The sequence below is a fragment of the Epibacterium sp. ABZ3_068 genome, assembly GCF_056159265.1.
In genome coordinates this window covers 1672500-1689859 of record NZ_JBSWUV010000001.1, presented here as the reverse complement: position 1 = coordinate 1689859, position 17360 = coordinate 1672500, and the positions used below count along the sequence as shown (strand labels likewise).

The following is a 17360-nucleotide window of genomic DNA, read 5'->3' as shown; positions in this document are numbered from 1 at the left end:
GCACGTTGTTACAAAAAATTCACAAATCTGCAAAAAAGAAACCCGGCACAAAGGCCGGGTTATCTTAAATCATACTTCAGGACCAAGGGTCAGTGCAGCTTGGCTTCGACGTCCGCGATAGCCGCATCAATCAGCTTGTTTGCTTCACCAGCAGACAGCTGTTTGGAGATAACGTCATCCGCAACGCTTACGGCAACGTCAATTGCCCGGTCACGCACTTCCTTGATCGCAGATGCTTCGGCAGATGCAATCTGATCTTCAGCCGCAGCAAGGCGACGTTCGATCGAGACTTTCAGGTCCGCTTTGGCCTGTTCAGCAGCAGCAGTGGCTTCTTCACGTGCAGTTGCAACGATCCGATCTGCCTGCTCGCTGACTTCCTTCTGCTTGCGCTCGTAAGAGGCCAGAATGGTCTGAGCTTCCTCACGCAGCGCGCGCGCCTCGTCCAGTTCCTTGCGGATACCTTCAGCGCGATCGTCCAGTTGCTTGCCCAAAAGGCTCGGAACTTTGACGTACAAAAGAATGCCGACAAACAGCAGAAACGCCAGCAGAACAACAAAATCGGTGTTGTCCAGCGCCAGGAATTTGCCGCCAGAAGCAGCCAGAGCAGGGCTTGCTGCACCCAGAGTCAGGGCAAGAGCGATAACAGTGCGCATGTCCTTATCCTTTCATCCGGTCAGCAACCGAAGCTGCAATTGCTTTTGCATCCGCCTTGCCACCCAGGACAGAAACCAGCTCAGCTGCGGTGTCAGCTGCAACAGTTTGCACAGCCTCCAAAGCGCCCGCTTTGATTTCGGCGATGGCTTTTTCCGATTCCGCAGCTTTTGCTGCAATTTCGGCGTCTGCCTTTGCAATGGCCGCGTCCAGGTCCTTTTGGATCGCAGCACGGGTTTCGGCAGCAATGCGCTGCGCCTCACCACGGGCCTCTGCCAGAGCTTTGTTATAGGCGTCTTCCGCCTCAACAGCTTTAGCTTTCAGATCCTCGGCCGCAGCCAGGTCATTTGTAATGGTTCCCTGACGCTCAGCAAGAATTGCCGCAATACGGGGCAACGCGATGCGCGACAGGATGAAGTAGATCACGACAAGAGCGACCAGGAGCCAGAAGATCTGGTTACCATAAGTCGAGAAGTCCAGCTGCGGCATACCGCCCGAACCATGCGCAGCATCTGCTGCGTGGTGCGCGGCGTCAGCGGCACCGTGGGCTGCGTCTGCAGCACCGTGACCTGCGTCATGCGAGTTTGATGCCATGTCGTCCTCCTAAGGAACTTGCCGTTACACCGGGCGGTATGGCAAACCATCCCGCCCGGCCGTAAGGAAAAAGGTTCCGAAGGTTCTTAGACGGCGAACATCAGCAGCAGAGCAACCAGGAACGAGAAGATGCCCAGAGCTTCTGCAAATGCGATACCGATGAACAGGGTTGCAGTCTGCGATGCAGCTGCAGAAGGGTTGCGCAGTGCGCCTGCCAGGAAGTTAGCTGCTACGTTGCCAACACCCAGTGCAGCAATACCAGTACCCATGCCAGCCAGACCAGCGCCGATGTGTGCGAGTTCGCCTTCCATTGTGAAATCTCCTTACGATTGGAAGTTGCGGATTTAGAGTTCGGACCTTTGCAAACCGTGGCTTAGTGCGACGGATGCAGCGCGTCTTTCAGGTACACGCAGGTCAGAATGGTGAAAACGTAAGCCTGAATGAAGGCCACGAGAACTTCGAGCGCATAGAAGGCGCTGATGGCGAAGATCGGCAGGAAGGAGAACAGTCCCAGACCTGCGGCAAACCCCGCAAAAACTTTCAGAACAGCGTGGCCCGCCATGATGTTACCAGCCAAACGAATGCAAAGGCTGACGGGGCGCACGAAGTAAGAGATCACCTCGATCAGGGCCAGAACCGGACGCAGCGGCAAGGGCGCGGAGGAGACCCAGAACAGCGACAGGAACTTGGCGCCGTGCAGGACAAAACCGGTGATGGTGACGATCACAAATACCAGGATCGCAAGCACGCCAGTTACCGCGAAATGCGAGGTTGTAGTGAAGGACATCGGGATCAGGCCAAGGAAGTTGGCGGTCACGATGAACATGAACAGGGTCATGATATAGGGGAAGAACTTGACGGCATCTTTACCGGCAACATCTTCGACCATCTTGTAGATAAAGCCATAAGCAAGTTCGGCAATCGACTGAGCACGCGACGGGACAATCGCGCGGCCCGAGGAGCCAAGAACCAGCAGAGCAAAGATCGCAACAACCGCGACAACCATCCACAAGGTCACGTTTGTCGGGGTCATCATACCAACATGATCACCGCCAAACAGCGGAGTCACCAGGAACTGGTCGGTGGGGTGAATTGCCAGACCAGCCTTTTCAGGAGCAAAGAGCAGCCCCGAAAGTACGACCGCGGCGAGCGCCACATAAAAGAAAATCTTGCCCATCGTCCCGTGTCTCCTGTCGCCGGGGGATCAATCCCGGCCTTGCGTCTCTTTTTCGTTGGCCTCTTCGGCCAGTTTCGTGTCCTGGATCTCGTTGGCACTGCGGATCATCACTTTGACACCCGCCACCAGACCCAGCAATGTAAAGGTCACCAGAAAGATCGGGATTGTCCCGAACAGGACGTCCAACCCGTATCCGATGCCAAGGCCGATCACCAAACCGGCCACCAATTCCGTCACCATACGCCAAGCCTGATTGGCCATCGTATAATGTTCCTCCGTGCGCGGCTTGGGCTCCTGGGCCTTACGCGCCTCGCTCAACCGCGCCTCCAGCCGCGCCAAGCGCTGCTTTTGGTCGTCGTCAATCACGGGCACCATCCTCACGCGAATTCTGTCATGGTTGCTAAGGGGTGGCGGTTCAAGAGTCAACGACCCAGATTCACCAAAAAGACGCACGTAAATCTGTTTAAATACAACAACTTAATGCAGGTCTCAAAATCCCAGGAATGACCACCGCAGGTCCACCATCCCCTGTTTGCGCTCAAAACCTATATTCAACCGTTTGGTTGATTTTACCATTCAAAGCCGGACCCCGCCTCGTTTGAACAGCCGCCCGTCAATCAGCAAGAGGCCAAACAGGATTGCCGCCAGTCCGGCACCATGGGCAATGCCCAATGGCTCGCTCAGCGCCCAGCTCCCAAAGAACAGCGCGGAGGCAGGTGCGATCATTGTCGGGAGGGTCATATTGGTTGGCCCCACTTTTGGCAGCACCCAGTAAAACAGGATAAAGGCCGCCGAGGTCAGGATAAACCCAATCACTGCAAAGGCGCCCAATGCCGCAACGCTCAACGTGCCGGGAACGGCATCAAACAGTACCACAAGCGGCAACTGCCACAGGGTCGCTCCGGTCAGGGCCCAGGACACCAGAACCACAGGCGCGATGTCACGGAAACTGCGCGCGACGTTGACGGAAAACGCATAGCAGAGCGGCGCGCCAAGGGTCACCAGAATGGCCCAGACGGCTGAGCTCTGCCCGCCCCACAACAAAGGCCAGGACAGAACCACAATCCCGACAATCCCGGATAAGACGCCAAGCGATTTGAGCCAGGTCGCGCGCTCTTCATTCGGCCAGAAATGCGCCACCAATACTGCAAAGGCCGGGGTTGTCGCGTTCACGATCCCAGCCACACCGCTGGCGATATGCTGCTGCCCCAACGCGTAAAAGGTAAAAGGGGCCGCATAGCTCAGCCCGCCAAATGCCAAAAGCGCCACAAGCCTGCGGATCGGCAGCTGCCAGCGCGCACCGCTTAGCAGCACATAAGCCCAGCAGCCCAAGGCCCCAAGACCAACGCGCCCGGCCGAGACGACAAAAGGCCCAACCTCCCGCAGCAGGATTGCGTTGAACATAAACGACATGCCCCAGCCAATGCCAAGCAGGACAATGATCAGCCAATACCGCAATGCCATGGCAACTCTCCTATTGTACCCCGGTCTTATCCACCTCGTAATCAGGATTGTCGATCCGAAGCTTGCGGTTTAGATGTGAACCTCATGAGCGACACCCTCGATACAGTCTTTGCGGCCTTGGCCGACCCCACCCGCCGGGCGATCCTGACAATGCTGTTAGAGGACGACATGGCCGTCACAGACGTGGCCGAGCCGTTTGAAATGTCGCTGGCTGCGATTTCCAAACATCTGTCGATCCTGACCCGTGCGGGCCTTATCGCGCAGGAGAAGCGCGGGCGGGTCAAATGGTGCAAGCTGCAGCCGGATGCCCTGCGCGCTGCATCAGTCTGGATGCAGGGATTTGGTCAGTTTGAACCGGTAAACCTCGATGACTTCGAACGGTTTCTGGAAAGAGAACTGAACGACGCGCAGCCCGAAGCCGCGTCAGAGGCCTAAGCCCGCGCTGCCAGTTCCTCATACCCGCTGAGCGAAATGCGCATATCCGGGAAATCTCGCACGCCATCTTCTGCCAAATGCAGCGGTAGCCCCATCAATTTGAAGTCCTCAATCCCAAGTTCCGGCACCGTCCAGCCCATCGAATGCGCCATCGGCAGACGCACACCAGGTTTTGGGTTCAGACCGGGTTCGATATCGCGCCGCCCCATCTTCAGGAAATGCGCAATATCCCACTCTTGATACTCTCCGGCATGGCGGGTCACCACCCAGCAATGCCCGTCAACCGCCCAGGTCTTTTTCTCTTCGGGCACAAAAACCCCATAGATATACCCCGCCTCATACCCTGCCGTGCGCAGGGCTGCGATCAGATAGGCGTTGATATCCACACAAGACCCCTCGGCCAGACCGCACAGATGCGGCAGCTGATCCTGACCGTCATAGAAGCGCTGTTCCGGATGGCCATATTCAAACAAGCCCGCCACGTGGTTCACAATCGCCAGAATTCCGGCCTTTCCACCTCCGGCCGCCTCCGCAATCGCCTGAGTTTCCCCCGCCAAAGCCGCCGCACTTCGGGTGTAACGGCTGTTTGTGGGGGCAAACATCTGCTCTGGATAGGCTGGGCCCGTGGCGGCAAACCGAACCTTAACGGCAACCTCGGATGCCACTGATTGCCCCAACGCAAGCATTTGCCCACAGCAGGGAACGCCAACGGCACTGACCGAAGCTCCTTCGATCGCAAACCGAACGGGCGCGGCATGCGGCGTCATCATCCCCATCGGAGCTGTAAACCGTGTGCCTATGGGCGCCGAAAAACGATGGGTCAGCTCTATCATGTTCGTCATCCGATCTTGATCCAACCGAAGTCTTAGGCGCGTTTTGTATCGGCGACATGAACCGGCTCACCACGCAGCAGTAACAAAAGCGCAAAGATCGACAAAGCTGGACCCAAATAGACCAGACCGGTCGGAGGCGCGATCCCGAAGCACAGGTCCCACAGGATTACCCAGCTGGGAACCAGGTAGTTATAGGCCATCACCTTGGCCGAGGGCAGCCGCAGAGTGGCAAATTGCAACAGAACAAAGGTCGCCGCACTGGCAAAAATCGCAAGATAGACAATGGTGACCCAGACCATTGGCCGCAATGCGCTCCAGTCTGTCCTTTGAATATCCCCCCAGCCAAACAGCGTCAGCACCACGGTCCCCGCGACCAACATGCCAAAGGTGAAACTGGTCGCAGGCTCCCCCCTGTTCAGCTTGCGGACAAGCGGTGTGTAAACAGCATGTGCCACGCAACCAAAGAAGAAGATTGTCTCCCCCTTGCCGATCTCAAGGCGCAGAAACGCCTGCCAATCTGCCCGGAAAATCACAATACTCGCGCCCAGCGCTCCAATCACCAAAGCCAAAGCCATTCGTGCGGTGGTGACCTGGCGCAGCAAAAGCCAGCCAAATCCTGCCGTCAGAATGGGGGTCAGCGTATAGACTGCAGAGGTGTTCACAGCGCTTGCATATTTGAGCCCATGAAACATCAACAGAAAATACGAACCAAAGATTGTGCCCATCAGCAGAAACCGCCAGGGCGCGCGAAAATTGTCGGCGCGAAAGCCCGATGTTACCGCCACCAACGCACCCACAATGGCCGCAGCCACCGCAAAGCGCAGCGCATTCAGCGCCGACGGGGCAATCTCATCTGCAACTTGACCACCAAGCGAGAAGGAACCGCTCACCAGAATGGAAAACGCCAGCATTGCCGCATGGCCTTGCCATTCCGCGCGGCTCAAGCCCACGTTTTGGCCTCAGCCTTCAAAAAGGTCAGGAAGCTCTGGACCTTGGAGGTTCGATGCAGATCGACATGGGTCACGATCCACAAGGGGGCCTGCCATTCATCCAAGGGGGCCATGACCTGCACCAGCTCCGGATATTGCTGAGCTTCCCAGCAGGCAATAAAGCCAATGCCAGCCCCCGAACGCACAGCATGCACCATAGAGTTCATATGGCTGACCCGGAAATTCGCAGTCCCCTCTGGCGCATGATTGCGCATCCAGCGGGAAAAAGGCGCTTTGGGAACCGCTTCATCATCCGTGACAAACCGATGGTTTTCCATATCTGCGGGGCTTTCAAACGGGCCGTTCTGCGCAAGATAGTCGCGATGCGCATAAAGCGCGAAGTTCTGATTGCGGAATGGCTGCACCACATTGTCTGGCTGATCCGGGACGGCTCCTGCGCGGATCGCCACATGTGCCTCACCATATTCTAGCCGGAACAGGCGCGCGCCGGTCAAAAAGCGGATGGTCAAGCCGGGATGCTGCTCCTGAAAGCGCGTCAAAACAGGCACCAATTGCGTTGACATGCTTTCAACCGAGGTCACGACCAGCTCACCCGAGACATCATCGCCCTGCCCCTTCAGCCGTCCGACAAGTTGATTGAACTGGTCGTCGGTCGCCTGCGCCACCCGCAAAAGATCCTGCCCGGACTCGGTGGGCGTGTAGCCACGCGCATGGCGTTGAAACAGTTTCACACCCAACCGGGCTTCGATTGCATCAATATGGCGTATGACAGTGGCATGATGCACGCCCAGAACTTCGGCGGCGCCGCTTACGGTTCCCATACGTGCAACCTGATAGGCGGTGCGAACCTCGTCCCAATTATCCATCATACTCTCCGCCACTCGCGCCTAAATATGTATTATACGTGCGCGAATATAAGTGCTTATCCCATATGCGCAACGTCTGGCTGCGTGCTTGTCACCGGTCGCTGCGGATCAGATCCAGTGAACCGTGCATCCAATCCGGTCAAACCATTCCATGAGATCCTGCCGAGCCATGGCAACCGTCCGGTCGTTCACCAGCGGATGCATATAGATCACATCCGCCTCTTGCGCTGCGCGATCCATATAGAAGGTCACCCCATTTGGGACCCCGTTGACCATGGCAAGCGGGCTGACAGCGCCCGGCCGAATGCCCAAATTTTCCAACAGCCTGTCTGCTGAACCAAACGACAGGTTACCCAAACCCAGCTCTGCCGCCAGCGCCTTCAGGTCAATCTCGCGATCCTGTTCCAGCGTCACCAGATGATTGCGCTTCTTCCGGTCCCGCAGATAAAGGTTCTTGATCCGAAAGGCCTTCTCCCCAGGAGTGGTCAGCTCAGCTTCTACTGACTTGGCATCCTCCACCGTGCGCAATGGCACATGCCTGTGCAAAACATAAGCAATCCCAAGCGCATCCAGTTGCGACAAAAGAACATCTGATGTTGTCGGCAAGCTGTCCTGATAAAGAGAAGATGCATCCATACTGTGGGCTCCCGAAATATGCTGTGTCTCGCACTAATCGGCAGCCCCAGTTTTGACAAGCCCAGCACCTGTTGACCCGCGAAATCCACACGCCCAACTGCACCGTTAGAGGCACAAGCGCCCGAACAGAGGCCAACCGGAGGCATGCTCTCCCCCCACCAGCGGCTACATCGTCACAATGCCTCGACCCGTGACTTGACCAGTTCCAGCACCACCTCGTGGAAGTCTTCGATAAAGAAATGGTGCCAATATGTTGCGTAGAACCCCAGACCAGAATGATCCCATGTGCGGGTTGTCAGGGTCAGACGGGTCCGCCCATCCAGGTCCTGCAAGACATAGCCCCCCGACAAGACGTCAAAGTATTCACCGCCAACACGCACATGCGGGTCTTCGATCCGCTCCGATATCCAGCCCTCTGGAAACTCGAACTCCCAGGCAATCTTGCGGTTTTCCACGACCTCAACAATGCGTTCCTGGAAATGAACCTCTGGCCCCCAATGGGAATGCCGCACGACACCCTCCGGACCGCTCACCCAGCGCGCCTCGGTCGGTTTGGGCACACCCAACAGATGCGAGAACCGAGTCTGCACTTCCTCGGGCTTGATATCAGGGATCGACTTCAGCATACCAAACACAACCTCGGGCGGTGCGGCGATTTCGATCTCGTTCGAGATCGAGTGGACCGTGGGCCCCATGCTCTTCAAACCGCCATCCAATGCCACCAGCGCAAGCAGGGGCATTATGACGACAAGATTTGCGCCTTTGCGTTTTGCTTCCTTCTGGCGCAGGTACAGGACATAGATCGCCCCACCCAACAGGGTTCCAAACAGAAGCGGCCCGATTGCCATGGCGACACAGAGCAAGCCTTCGAGGCCGGAAATATTTGTGCCCAAAATGGACAACATCATGGTCCCAAGTAAAAAGGCGATTGCTTTCACCAGCGTGTGTGCCTGCCCCTTTGGGCGTAACTTCAAGATCACAAAGCTCGCCAAAATCGGGAACCCGAGCAGAAAGGCAGAACCGATGGTCGGAATTCCAAGCAGGAGTACAACGTAATAAACGCCAATAAGACCACCCGCCAAGGCAAACGCGGGCCACAGGACTTTGAAGGCAACCCAAATAAATTCCCGAAGTTTTTCCATAGCTAAAGTTATCCAGATCAAAAAATAAATTCAGTGCCGTAAAATGTCAGGTCTCAAAAGAATTCCTGGATTATGACTTCATAGCGTTCCAAAGGCCAATCACAGGATTGTGGATCGGCAAAACGCAGCGGCAAAAGCTTGACTCACGGCCGCAAAACCCGTACGCGACCCCCTACATCCGGAAGAATCTAAATCTTCCGGTCCCCGACCATTGTCAGGGATCGCCCTCCACCAGCGTGTTACGCCCGTGGGGGCGCTTGCGGTTGGCTCGCCCTTACGTTGAGGCGATACACTTCTGGCGATTGCGTATGGATCATCCGCTCCTTACATCTAGGGGCACAACCGATAACCGGCAAAGGAGGCCGCGGGCATGTTTGAAAATCTATCCGAACGCCTATCCGGCGTCTTCGACCGGCTGACCAAACAGGGTGCCCTGTCCGAGGAAGACGTCAAAACCGCCCTGCGCGAGGTGCGCGTCGCCCTTCTGGAAGCTGACGTCTCGCTGCCGGTCGCCCGCGAATTCATTAAAAAGGTGCAGGATCAGGCCACCGGCCAGGCTGTCACCAAATCCGTCACCCCCGGCCAACAGGTCGTCAAGATCGTGCATGATGCGCTGGTCGACACCCTGCGCGGTGACGTTGATCCCGGCGTTCTGAAAATCGACAACCCGCCTGCCCCGATCCTGATGGTCGGTCTGCAGGGCTCTGGTAAGACCACCACCACCGGTAAGCTGGCCAAACGCCTGAAAGAGAAAGAGGGCAAAAAGGTCCTGATGGCCTCCCTCGACATCTATCGCCCGGCGGCGATGGACCAGCTGGCGGTTCTGGGCACCCAGATCGGTGTCGACACGCTGCCGATTGTTCAGGGCCAGAAACCGGTCGATATCGCCAAACGCGCCAAACAACAGGCGATGCTGGGCGGTTATGATGTCTATATGCTCGACACCGCAGGCCGTCTGCACATTGACGAAGTCCTGATGGGCGAGGTCGAAGAGGTCCGCAACGCGGTTCAACCGCGCGAGACCCTGCTGGTGGTCGACGGTCTGACCGGTCAGGTCGCCGTTGAGGTTGCCGAAGAGTTCGACGCCAAGGTTGGCATCTCTGGCGTAGTCCTGACCCGGATGGACGGTGACGGTCGCGGCGGTGCGGCGCTTTCGATGCGCGCGGTCACCGGCAAGCCGATCCGCTTTGTCGGCCTCGGCGAGAAGATGGACGCCATCGAGACCTTTGAACCCGACCGGATCGCTGGTCGGATCTTGGGCATGGGCGACATTGTTGCGCTGGTTGAAAAGGCCCAGGAAACCATCGAGGCTGAAAAAGCCGAAAAGATGATGAAGCGCATGATGAAGGGTCAGTTCAATATGAACGACCTGAAGATGCAGCTTGAACAGATGCAGCAGATGGGCGGCATGCAGGGCATGATGCAAATGATGCCGGGCATGGGTAAAATGGCCAAACAGGTCGAAGAAAGCGGCATGGATGACAAGGTCCTGAACCGCCAGATCGCTCTGATCCAATCCATGACCAAAAAAGAGCGCGCCAACCCCGCGCTGCTGCAGGCCAGCCGCAAAAAGCGCATCGCGGCCGGTGCAGGTCTGGAAGTGTCCGAGCTGAACAAATTGCTGAAGATGCACCGCCAGATGTCGGACGTCATGAAGAAGATGTCCAAAATGGGCAAAGGCAAAATGCTGAAGCAGGCCATGAAAGGCATGCTGGGCGGCAAAGGTGGCATGCCCGATATGGGCGGCATGGACCCCAGCCAGCTGGATCCCAAAGCACTGGAAGCCGCAGCCAAAGCCATGGGTGGCAAAGGCGGCATGCCCGGTGGTCTGCCGGGTCTCGGCGGCGGCATGGGCCTGCCCGGCGGCCTGTCTGGATTTGGGAAAAAGAAATAAGTGACCCAAGCGCCCACCATAGCAACCCAGCGCCTGATAATGCGCCCGCATCGGATCGAGGATTTCGAGGCTTATGCCGAAATCTTTGCCTCTGACCGCGCGCAATACATGAACGGCCCGCTCTCGCGGCGCGCGGCCTGGGATTATTTTGCGTCTGATGTGGCGCAATGGGCACTGTTTGGATTTGGCTCTTGGGCCGTCACTACCCCGTCGGATGACCGCATGCTGGGTCAGGTGGTGCTGCAAAAACCCGATCATTACCCCGAGGTTGAATTGGGCTGGATGGTCCTGCCCGCGGGCGAGGGCAAAGGCTACATGTACGAAGCCGCCTGCGCCGCGCGCGACTTTGCCTTTGAAACCTGTGGCCTGGAAACTCTGGTCTCTTACATCGACCACGCCAATACGCGATCGGTTGCGCTGGCAACGCGGATGGGAGCGACCCGTGACGAAACCGCCCCCCTCGCTTTAGGGGATTTGCCAGAGGTCACAGGTGTCTATCGCCACCCGGCCCCGGATGTCGACGGATCGGTGGAGGCCTACGCGTGAGCCTCTCCCAGCTTTCATATCCGGTGATCGAAACCGACACGCTGCTGCTGCGCGCACCCGAGGCCAGTGATTTCGACGCCTACGCCGATTTTATGAACAGTGACCGCAGCCATATGACCGGTGGCCCGCTGGATCGCGCAGCCGCTTGGCGCAGCTTTGCATGTGAGACCGGGCATTGGGTGCTGCACGGCTATGGCCTGTTCACTGTGGTCGACAAGGCAAGCGGGCTCATCGCAGGTCAATCGGGGTTCTGGAACCCGGAAGGCTGGCTGCAGGTCGAGCTGGGCTGGCGTGCCTTTGCAGGATTTGAGGGCAAGGGCATTGCATTCAAAGCCGCAAGTGCCGCACGCGGCTATGCCTATGACACCCTTGGTTGGGATCCGCTTATCAGCGTGATCGCACCGCAAAACACACGGTCTATCCGGTTGGCCGAACGCCTTGGTGCGACGCTTGAGCAGGACGACTGGTCCACACCTTCTGGCAAACCCGCCTTGATCTATCGCCACCCGAGCCGGGACAGTTTGATCGCAGGAGGTGCCGCATGAGCGCGTTTTTCACCCTGCCGATCCCGGAACTGGAAACTCAACGTCTGGTTCTGCGCGCCCCGCGTAAAAAGGATTTTGACGCGCATGCGGAGTTCATGGCGTCCGACCGTGCGAAATATGTCGGTGGCCCTCAAGACCGCCCAAACGCATGGCGCGGCTATTGTTCCGGGATCGGCCATTGGGTCCTGCGTGGCTATGGCATGTGGATGATCGCCGACAAAAAGGACGATACACCACTCGGACGTGTTGGCTTTATCTATCACGAAGGCTGGGACGAACCCGAACTGGGCTGGCAGCTTTATGCCGGGGCCGAAGGCAAAGGATATGCTTTTGAGGCCGCCCGCGCCGCACGTGCCTTTGGTGCACAAGAGTACAAGCTGGACGGGGTGATTTCATACATCGACCCAGACAATGCCAGATCTGCGGCCTTGGTCTCTCGTCTTGGCGCGACCCATGAACGCGATCGCGAATTTTTTGGCAAACCCTGCCAGATCTGGCGTCACCCATTGGAAAACACCAATGAGGGGAACGCGGCATGACCACCATGATCCCGATACTCGAAACCCAGCGCTTGATCCTGCGTGGCCCCACCGCCGAGGCCTATCCGAATTTTGAGGCGACATTCGCCTCCTACCGGTCGCGTTTTATGGGCGGGCCGCTCAACGCTTACGAAAGCTGGATGTTGTTCGCGGCTGAGATCGGTCATTGGCAGGTGCGCGGCTTTGGCATGTGGATGATCCACGACAAGATCAGCGACGAGACCTTCGGCATGGCCGGCGGCTGGCGGCCCGCAGGCTGGCCCGAGGCCGAGATCGCCTGGATCATCTGGCCGGGTGCTGCCGGCAAAGGATACGCGCTGGAAGCAACCCATGCGGCACGGAATTATTTTTACAAAACCCTAGGTTGGGAAACAGCGGTCAGCTACATTGACCCCAAAAACCTGGATTCGATCCGCCTTGCGGAACGTCTGGGTGCAACCAAGGACAAAGAGGCCGCAACCGTTGACGGCAACGATGCCGTATATCGACACCCAGCACCTGCTGATCTGCTCGACAGCCAGCTTGCGCATGGTATCGAAATGGAAATCAGCCACTATGCTGACCCCCTGTTCAAACCAAAAGGATGGGCCATTGACTGACACTGCACCCGATGACGCAATGCGCGCCGCAGACATCCTCAAGGGTCACCGCGAAAGCATCGACCGTTTGGATGCAATCCTAGTCTACACGCTGGGAGAACGGTTCAAACACACACAGGCTGTGGGTCGGCTCAAAGCTGAACACGACCTGCCGCCCTCTGACCCCTCTCGCGAGGAGCAACAGATCGCGCGTCTTGAAGATCTGGCGAAACGGGCCGACCTGGACCCCGAGTTCGCCAAGAAGTTTCTGAACTTCATTATCGCTGAAGTCATTCAGCACCATAAAAAACACCAGGAATAACAGGGACCACTTCCCTGACACCGCCATCAAAGGAGACTTGAACAATGGCAATGAAAATCCGTCTGGCCCGTGGTGGCTCGAAAAAACGCCCCTTCTACCGCGTTGTTGCAGCTGACAGCCGCATGCCGCGTGACGGCCGCTTCATCGAGAAACTGGGCACCTACAACCCGCTCCTGCCGAAAGACAGCGAAGAGCGCGTAAAGCTGGACATGGAGCGCGTCCAGTACTGGCTGGGTCAAGGCGCACAGCCGACCGACCGCGTATCCCGCTTCCTGGAAGCCGCGGGCGTTGTTGCCAAGAAAGAGCGCAACAACCCTGAAAAAGCCGTTCCGGGCAAGAAAGCACAGGAACGTGCCGAAGAAAAAGCAGCCAAAGCCGCAGAAGCAGCTGAAGCGACTGAAGAAGCAACAGCGGAGTAAGCACATGGATCTGCGGAAGGGAACTGGATTTACGGACGACTTCCGCAGCCAGCTGGAGTTGCTTATGCAGCTCCGGCGTGATGTGCGGCGCTTCAAGCGAGATGCAATTGACGAGGCAGCGTTTATGCGCTGCCTCGATCTGTTTCAGCTGGCCCCCTCTGTTGGCCTCAGCGAACCCTGGCGCATCATCCGGGTCCAAAGCGACGCCGCCCGCGCCGCCGCCCTGAAGAATTTCGAAGCCGCCAACGCAGACGCGCTGGCCGGCTATAGCGGCGACAAGGCCGCAACCTATGCCGGTCTCAAACTCTCGGGCATGCGCGACGCCCCCGAGCAGATCGCGGTCTACTGTGATGACGGCACCGAACAGGGCAGCGGCCTTGGTGCGGCAACCATGCCGGAAATGCGCCGCTATTCGGTTGTTACAGCCATCATGCTGTTCTGGCTGGGCCTGCGGGCGGAAGGGCTCGGCCTGGGCTGGGTCTCGATCCTGGACCCCGAACAGATGAACCGTGATCTTGATGTGCCTGCAGAATGGACATTGATCGGCTATTTCTGTGTCGGCCACCCGGAAAAGCACTCAGACACGCCGGAACTGCAACAAGTCGGCTGGGAAAACCGTAAAGGCACCGTGCCTGTCGAAACACGATGATCATCTTCCGCCTGATCCGGTTGGTGATCCTGCTTGGTGCAACCTTTGTTGCAGGGATCCTGTTTGAACGTTATCACCAACGCGAGTTATGCGCCCAGAACGGCGGCCAATGGGGCCAGTCGGGCTATTGCGTTGGAAAGTGAACCGATGAGTGATCTGATCTGTGTGGGAGCCGTGGCAGGCTCTTATGGCATCCGGGGCGAAATTCGCCTCAAGAGCTTCTGTGCCGTTCCCGAAGAGATCGAAGACTACTCGCCGCTGACCAATGAAGACGGCAGCAAAAGCTATTCGCTGACGCTGACCCGCGCGATCAAGGGCGGCTATGCGGCGCACCTCAGCGGGGTGGAGACCAAGGAGCAAGCCGACGCCGTGAAAGGCCTGCGCCTGTTTATCCCCCGCGACCGCATGCCAAGCCTGCCCGACGATGAATTCTACCACGCCGATCTTATGGGGCTTGAGGTCTATGATACCGGCGGCGCGCTGCTGGGGACTGTCAAAACCGTACTGAACCACGGTGCAAGCGATCTGTTGGAAATTCAGGGTGCAGGTCTAAAGACCACGGTGCTGCTGCCCTTCACCCTTGCGGCGGTGCCCACGGTCGACCTGGAAAAAGGCCGCATCATCGCCGACCCGCCTGAAGGTCTGTTCTGATCACCCAGGCTCATGCGCCAACAACCAGTTGAAAATACGCAAATAGCCCGCCTCTCGCGCCATCTCCTGCGCATCCGCCTCAACCTCTGGCGACGGCAGCCTTTGCCACAATTGCACCAACCTGCAGGCAAACAAGAACTGAAAGATGGGGTCTGATTGGAAATCAAACCCATACCCCCGCTCAAAAGCCGTCCAATCGTCTTGTGAGATCCCTCCAAATCCTTCGACCTCCCCCGCCTCCGCAAGGAACGCAGGACAATTTGCCAGCCACAAGTTGACCACGTCATTATGGCCTATGCTTGAATGGAAATTGGAAAAGTCGATGAACGACACCTCTGTCTCTGAGACCAGAATATTGCGGCGATGCAAATCGCCGTGGGCTAGATAACCCTCAAACTCCAGCCCCCGCGCGCGGCGAGCAGCACGATGCGCATAGGCACACAGCCCCAGAAATTTTGACTTTCTACGCATAGAAACCTCGCCTGAACGAAGCTTTTCCGCCCGGTCTGAGATGCCCTTGAGATGCGCTTTGGGCCACAGTTTGCGCGGACTCGTGGCAGAGCAGGCATGAAGCGCACGAACCGCAGCACCAACCCGCTCCAGCACCCGAGCGCGATCACCAAACCCCAGATCACAATACTCCAGCTCATGTATCAGCGGGGTCCCGGAACACAGTTCCATTAAAACATGCGGGGCCTCCGGGTGACGCCACAACACATTTGGCACCGCAACTCCGGGCACCTCTGCCAGAGCTGTTGCTGCCTGTTGCTGACGATCCACGACCCCCTGAAAACGCTCCAGTCGGGTGTCTTGATACTCAGCTCGCAACACGAATTGCCCACGCCCAGGCACATCCACCTTTAGGACGCAGCGCCGACCCTCGAACCGGGAGCTAACACTCATCCGGGTGAAACTGACACCTTCAACGGGAAACCTCAGGGCTTCCGCCACCTGCGGCCACAGCGCTTCGGTGCGCTGTTTGACGTCTTCCCACGGCCACAACGGCGCAACCGCATTATCGCTGGTCTCATCTGTCAATCTCAAATCACAGCTTTCTATTGCGCGCGCGGGCGATTGAATTAAACACCTCCTCATGACAGCACCAAATAAATCCCACGGTCGCAAGGCCATTCGCCCCACTTTGAAACCGCGTGAGCTGATGACGCCGACGCCGGATCTTGTTGGCGTGTGGAAGGCCAAGGTGATGACCCTGTTCCCCACAGCTTTCCCCGGTGTTTTGGGCGAAAGTTTGACGGGCAAAGCCCTACAACAAGGTTTATGGCAGTTGGAAACCACCGACCTGCGGGAATTTGGCGTTGGAAAGCACCGCAACGTGGATGACACGCCCGCAGGCGGCGGTGCTGGTATGGTGCTGCGCCCGGACGTGCTGGGCAATGCGATTGAACATACAATGGCAGGCACAACAGGCAGCTGGCCACTGATTTACCTCTCTCCGCGCGGCCGTCGTATGGACCAGCAGATGATGCAGACTCTGGCGCGCTGTGATGGCGTTACCCTTCTGTGTGGCCGTTTCGAAGGTGTCGATGAACGGGTCCTTGAACACTATGGCATTATGGAAGTCTCACTGGGCGATTTTGTCATGACCGGCGGCGAGCTGGCGGCGCAGGCACTGATCGACGCCACCGTGCGCCTGTTGCCCGGTGTCCTGGGCAATCAGGCCTCTACAGAGGAAGAGAGCTTTTCCTCGGGCCTTCTGGAACATCCCCAATACACCCGCCCTGCCGAATGGAACGGGCGGACGATCCCCGATGTACTGATGTCCGGCCATCACGGCAACGTCGAAAAATGGCGCCGCGAGATGAGCGAGAAAATCACCCAGGACCGCCGCCCCGACCTTTGGGACGCGTATAAAGCGCGCGACTGAACGATTGGCTCTGGCTGTGTTTCCCGTTTCGAAACCGTCGTGAGGCAGACAAATTGGGCGGAAGGAAAGGGGCTGGATTAACAGCTCAGATCCACGCGCCAGCGTTGGAAGCTCTCCATCTGTTCCTGGGTGGGACGCAGGTTTGTCTCCCGTGTGAACCCGTCCAAACGGTCCAGAAACCCGCCTTGGAACACTGCGGAACAGCCCGTTTCAGACGCAACCGCGGCCTCCAGATCAGCCGCTGAATAGGCAAAACCTTCTCCACCCGGCGCTATCTGAGCAAAGTCGCGATCTGCGGAAACCGCCAAAACATAGGGTTTCCCGCCCGAGGTGATCGGCCCGCGCGTTGCCCATGTTGCGTCGTTGACAGCTTGTGACGCCACGACATCATCCGGATAAGGGCCACCGAACTCACAACCGCTCAGTGAGAGAGCAACAGCCGCAACAACAACGGCTGCCCGTTTTTCACTGACTTTCTTGCGGATTTTCACAATAGAAACCATGTATTTACTCCTAAAGACGCAGGCCAGACACTGACACCCCCGAACGGGTGCGTCAACGTTGACCTGTCAGGAGCTGCACCA

At 57.7% G+C, this 17360-nt stretch carries 25 protein-coding genes; 12 read left to right on the top strand and 13 right to left on the bottom strand.

The window, feature by feature from the left end; translation table 11 throughout:
- Positions 1–89 precede the first annotated feature (89 nt).
- The 6 genes from ACXAEW_RS07965 to ACXAEW_RS07940 all read right to left on the bottom strand — a co-directional run bounded on the left by ACXAEW_RS07965 (position 90) and on the right by ACXAEW_RS07940 (position 3886).
- Complete coding sequence (locus ACXAEW_RS07965) at positions 90–653, bottom strand: F0F1 ATP synthase subunit B (protein WP_474940816.1); 564 nt, start codon at positions 651–653, stop codon at positions 90–92.
- A 4-nt stretch (positions 654–657) separates the two neighbouring features.
- The gene (locus ACXAEW_RS07960) at positions 658–1245 is read right to left on the bottom strand and encodes a F0F1 ATP synthase subunit B' (protein ID WP_474940815.1); all 588 of its coding nucleotides are present in this window, start codon (positions 1243–1245) and stop codon (positions 658–660) included.
- A gap of 86 nt (positions 1246–1331) precedes the next feature.
- Positions 1332–1556: a F0F1 ATP synthase subunit C gene (locus tag ACXAEW_RS07955; protein ID WP_008562443.1), complete on the bottom strand. Its 225-nt coding sequence runs from the start codon at positions 1554–1556 to the stop codon at positions 1332–1334.
- 62 nt (positions 1557–1618) lie between these two features.
- On the bottom strand, positions 1619–2422 hold the full coding sequence (locus tag ACXAEW_RS07950; RefSeq protein WP_474940814.1) for a F0F1 ATP synthase subunit A: 804 nt from the start codon (positions 2420–2422) through the stop codon (positions 1619–1621).
- Between the two features lie 27 nt (positions 2423–2449).
- The gene (locus ACXAEW_RS07945) at positions 2450–2788 is read right to left on the bottom strand and encodes an AtpZ/AtpI family protein (protein WP_474940813.1); all 339 of its coding nucleotides are present in this window, start codon (positions 2786–2788) and stop codon (positions 2450–2452) included.
- A 210-nt stretch (positions 2789–2998) separates the two neighbouring features.
- Positions 2999–3886 carry a DMT family transporter gene (locus tag ACXAEW_RS07940; protein WP_474940812.1) on the bottom strand — a complete coding sequence of 296 codons (888 nt, stop codon included), beginning with the start codon at positions 3884–3886 and terminating at the stop codon, positions 2999–3001.
- 84 nt (positions 3887–3970) lie between these two features.
- On the opposite strand from ACXAEW_RS07940, the gene ACXAEW_RS07935 reads away from it, so the two are divergent.
- The gene (locus tag ACXAEW_RS07935) at positions 3971–4321 is read left to right on the top strand and encodes an ArsR/SmtB family transcription factor (RefSeq protein WP_474940811.1); all 351 of its coding nucleotides are present in this window, start codon (positions 3971–3973) and stop codon (positions 4319–4321) included.
- Here the strand turns inward: ACXAEW_RS07935 and ACXAEW_RS07930 are convergent.
- The 5 genes from ACXAEW_RS07930 to ACXAEW_RS07910 form a co-directional block, all read right to left on the bottom strand.
- Complete coding sequence (locus ACXAEW_RS07930; RefSeq protein ID WP_474940810.1) at positions 4318–5163, bottom strand: transglutaminase domain-containing protein; 846 nt, start codon at positions 5161–5163, stop codon at positions 4318–4320. The genes ACXAEW_RS07935 and ACXAEW_RS07930 overlap by 4 nt on opposite strands.
- A 23-nt stretch (positions 5164–5186) precedes the next feature.
- On the bottom strand, positions 5187–6065 hold the full coding sequence (locus ACXAEW_RS07925) for a DMT family transporter (protein ID WP_474943008.1): 879 nt from the start codon (positions 6063–6065) through the stop codon (positions 5187–5189).
- A 29-nt stretch (positions 6066–6094) separates the two neighbouring features.
- A complete protein-coding gene (locus tag ACXAEW_RS07920) occupies positions 6095–6970 on the bottom strand; it encodes a LysR family transcriptional regulator (protein WP_474940809.1) in 876 nt (291 codons plus the stop codon).
- A 108-nt stretch (positions 6971–7078) separates the two neighbouring features.
- Positions 7079–7606 carry a prolyl-tRNA synthetase associated domain-containing protein gene (locus ACXAEW_RS07915; RefSeq protein ID WP_474940808.1) on the bottom strand — a complete coding sequence of 176 codons (528 nt, stop codon included), beginning with the start codon at positions 7604–7606 and terminating at the stop codon, positions 7079–7081.
- 173 nt (positions 7607–7779) lie between these two features.
- Entirely contained in the window at positions 7780–8748 is a 969-nt protein-coding gene (locus ACXAEW_RS07910; protein WP_474940807.1) for a polyketide cyclase/dehydrase, read from the bottom strand.
- A gap of 370 nt (positions 8749–9118) precedes the next feature.
- On the opposite strand from ACXAEW_RS07910, the gene ffh reads away from it, so the two are divergent.
- From ffh to rimM, 10 genes are read left to right on the top strand one after another with little or no spacing between them, the layout of a single operon-like run.
- Positions 9119–10642: a signal recognition particle protein gene (ffh, locus tag ACXAEW_RS07905; protein ID WP_474940806.1), complete on the top strand. Its 1524-nt coding sequence runs from the start codon at positions 9119–9121 to the stop codon at positions 10640–10642.
- The gene (locus ACXAEW_RS07900) at positions 10643–11188 is read left to right on the top strand and encodes a GNAT family N-acetyltransferase (protein ID WP_474940805.1); all 546 of its coding nucleotides are present in this window, start codon (positions 10643–10645) and stop codon (positions 11186–11188) included.
- Positions 11185–11733 carry a GNAT family N-acetyltransferase gene (locus ACXAEW_RS07895; RefSeq protein ID WP_474940804.1) on the top strand — a complete coding sequence of 183 codons (549 nt, stop codon included), beginning with the start codon at positions 11185–11187 and terminating at the stop codon, positions 11731–11733. The genes ACXAEW_RS07900 and ACXAEW_RS07895 overlap by 4 nt, the downstream gene beginning before the upstream one ends.
- Entirely contained in the window at positions 11730–12272 is a 543-nt protein-coding gene (locus ACXAEW_RS07890) for a GNAT family N-acetyltransferase (protein WP_474940803.1), read from the top strand. The genes ACXAEW_RS07895 and ACXAEW_RS07890 overlap by 4 nt, the downstream gene beginning before the upstream one ends.
- Positions 12269–12871 carry a GNAT family N-acetyltransferase gene (locus tag ACXAEW_RS07885; protein WP_474940802.1) on the top strand — a complete coding sequence of 201 codons (603 nt, stop codon included), beginning with the start codon at positions 12269–12271 and terminating at the stop codon, positions 12869–12871. The genes ACXAEW_RS07890 and ACXAEW_RS07885 overlap by 4 nt, the downstream gene beginning before the upstream one ends.
- Positions 12872–12890: 19 nt before the next feature.
- A complete protein-coding gene (locus ACXAEW_RS07880; protein ID WP_474943007.1) occupies positions 12891–13172 on the top strand; it encodes a chorismate mutase in 282 nt (93 codons plus the stop codon).
- 44 nt (positions 13173–13216) lie between these two features.
- A complete protein-coding gene (gene rpsP / locus ACXAEW_RS07875) occupies positions 13217–13591 on the top strand; it encodes a 30S ribosomal protein S16 (RefSeq protein ID WP_474940801.1) in 375 nt (124 codons plus the stop codon).
- A 4-nt stretch (positions 13592–13595) separates the two neighbouring features.
- Entirely contained in the window at positions 13596–14240 is a 645-nt protein-coding gene (gene bluB, locus ACXAEW_RS07870; protein WP_474940800.1) for a 5,6-dimethylbenzimidazole synthase, read from the top strand.
- Complete coding sequence (locus tag ACXAEW_RS07865; RefSeq protein ID WP_474940799.1) at positions 14237–14383, top strand: hypothetical protein; 147 nt, start codon at positions 14237–14239, stop codon at positions 14381–14383. Before bluB ends, ACXAEW_RS07865 begins: the two co-directional genes overlap by 4 nt.
- 4 nt (positions 14384–14387) lie before the next feature.
- Positions 14388–14891, top strand: coding sequence for a ribosome maturation factor RimM (gene rimM / locus ACXAEW_RS07860; RefSeq protein WP_474940798.1), 504 nt, complete (start codon positions 14388–14390; stop codon positions 14889–14891).
- On the opposite strand, the gene ACXAEW_RS07855 is transcribed toward rimM, so the two are convergent.
- Positions 14892–15929, bottom strand: a complete 1038-nt coding sequence (locus ACXAEW_RS07855; protein WP_474940797.1) for a phosphotransferase — start codon at positions 15927–15929, stop codon at positions 14892–14894.
- Positions 15930–15984: 55 nt separating this feature from the next.
- Between ACXAEW_RS07855 and trmD the strand changes: the two genes are divergently transcribed.
- The gene (gene trmD / locus ACXAEW_RS07850; protein ID WP_474940796.1) at positions 15985–16776 is read left to right on the top strand and encodes a tRNA (guanosine(37)-N1)-methyltransferase TrmD; all 792 of its coding nucleotides are present in this window, start codon (positions 15985–15987) and stop codon (positions 16774–16776) included.
- Between the two features lie 77 nt (positions 16777–16853).
- On the opposite strand, the gene ACXAEW_RS07845 is transcribed toward trmD, so the two are convergent.
- Entirely contained in the window at positions 16854–17279 is a 426-nt protein-coding gene (locus ACXAEW_RS07845; protein WP_474940795.1) for a hypothetical protein, read from the bottom strand.
- Positions 17280–17360 lie beyond the last annotated feature (81 nt).

Excerpts from the sequence above, each read along its gene's own strand:
- ACXAEW_RS07930 (WP_474940810.1), bottom strand. The coding sequence starts at position 5,163 with ATGACGAACATGATAGAGCTGACCCATCGTTTTTCGGCGCCCATAGGC.
- ACXAEW_RS07950 (WP_474940814.1), bottom strand. The coding sequence starts at position 2,422 with ATGGGCAAGATTTTCTTTTATGTGGCGCTCGCCGCGGTCGTACTTTCG.
- ACXAEW_RS07865 (WP_474940799.1), top strand. The coding sequence starts at position 14,237 with ATGATCATCTTCCGCCTGATCCGGTTGGTGATCCTGCTTGGTGCAACC.
- ACXAEW_RS07925 (WP_474943008.1), bottom strand. The coding sequence starts at position 6,065 with ATGCTGGCGTTTTCCATTCTGGTGAGCGGTTCCTTCTCGCTTGGTGGT.
- ffh (WP_474940806.1), top strand. The coding sequence starts at position 9,119 with ATGTTTGAAAATCTATCCGAACGCCTATCCGGCGTCTTCGACCGGCTG.
- ACXAEW_RS07885 (WP_474940802.1), top strand. The coding sequence starts at position 12,269 with ATGACCACCATGATCCCGATACTCGAAACCCAGCGCTTGATCCTGCGT.
- rimM (WP_474940798.1), top strand. The coding sequence starts at position 14,388 with ATGAGTGATCTGATCTGTGTGGGAGCCGTGGCAGGCTCTTATGGCATC.
- ACXAEW_RS07940 (WP_474940812.1), bottom strand. The coding sequence starts at position 3,886 with ATGGCATTGCGGTATTGGCTGATCATTGTCCTGCTTGGCATTGGCTGG.
- ACXAEW_RS07960 (WP_474940815.1), bottom strand. The coding sequence starts at position 1,245 with ATGGCATCAAACTCGCATGACGCAGGTCACGGTGCTGCAGACGCAGCC.
- ACXAEW_RS07965 (WP_474940816.1), bottom strand. The coding sequence starts at position 653 with ATGCGCACTGTTATCGCTCTTGCCCTGACTCTGGGTGCAGCAAGCCCT.
- ACXAEW_RS07915 (WP_474940808.1), bottom strand. The coding sequence starts at position 7,606 with ATGGATGCATCTTCTCTTTATCAGGACAGCTTGCCGACAACATCAGAT.
- ACXAEW_RS07845 (WP_474940795.1), bottom strand. The coding sequence starts at position 17,279 with ATGGTTTCTATTGTGAAAATCCGCAAGAAAGTCAGTGAAAAACGGGCA.
- ACXAEW_RS07880 (WP_474943007.1), top strand. The coding sequence starts at position 12,891 with ATGCGCGCCGCAGACATCCTCAAGGGTCACCGCGAAAGCATCGACCGT.
- ACXAEW_RS07935 (WP_474940811.1), top strand. The coding sequence starts at position 3,971 with ATGAGCGACACCCTCGATACAGTCTTTGCGGCCTTGGCCGACCCCACC.
- ACXAEW_RS07920 (WP_474940809.1), bottom strand. The coding sequence starts at position 6,970 with ATGGATAATTGGGACGAGGTTCGCACCGCCTATCAGGTTGCACGTATG.
- ACXAEW_RS07910 (WP_474940807.1), bottom strand. The coding sequence starts at position 8,748 with ATGGAAAAACTTCGGGAATTTATTTGGGTTGCCTTCAAAGTCCTGTGG.
- ACXAEW_RS07955 (WP_008562443.1), bottom strand. The coding sequence starts at position 1,556 with ATGGAAGGCGAACTCGCACACATCGGCGCTGGTCTGGCTGGCATGGGT.
- trmD (WP_474940796.1), top strand. The coding sequence starts at position 15,985 with ATGACAGCACCAAATAAATCCCACGGTCGCAAGGCCATTCGCCCCACT.
- rpsP (WP_474940801.1), top strand. The coding sequence starts at position 13,217 with ATGGCAATGAAAATCCGTCTGGCCCGTGGTGGCTCGAAAAAACGCCCC.
- bluB (WP_474940800.1), top strand. The coding sequence starts at position 13,596 with ATGGATCTGCGGAAGGGAACTGGATTTACGGACGACTTCCGCAGCCAG.
- ACXAEW_RS07890 (WP_474940803.1), top strand. The coding sequence starts at position 11,730 with ATGAGCGCGTTTTTCACCCTGCCGATCCCGGAACTGGAAACTCAACGT.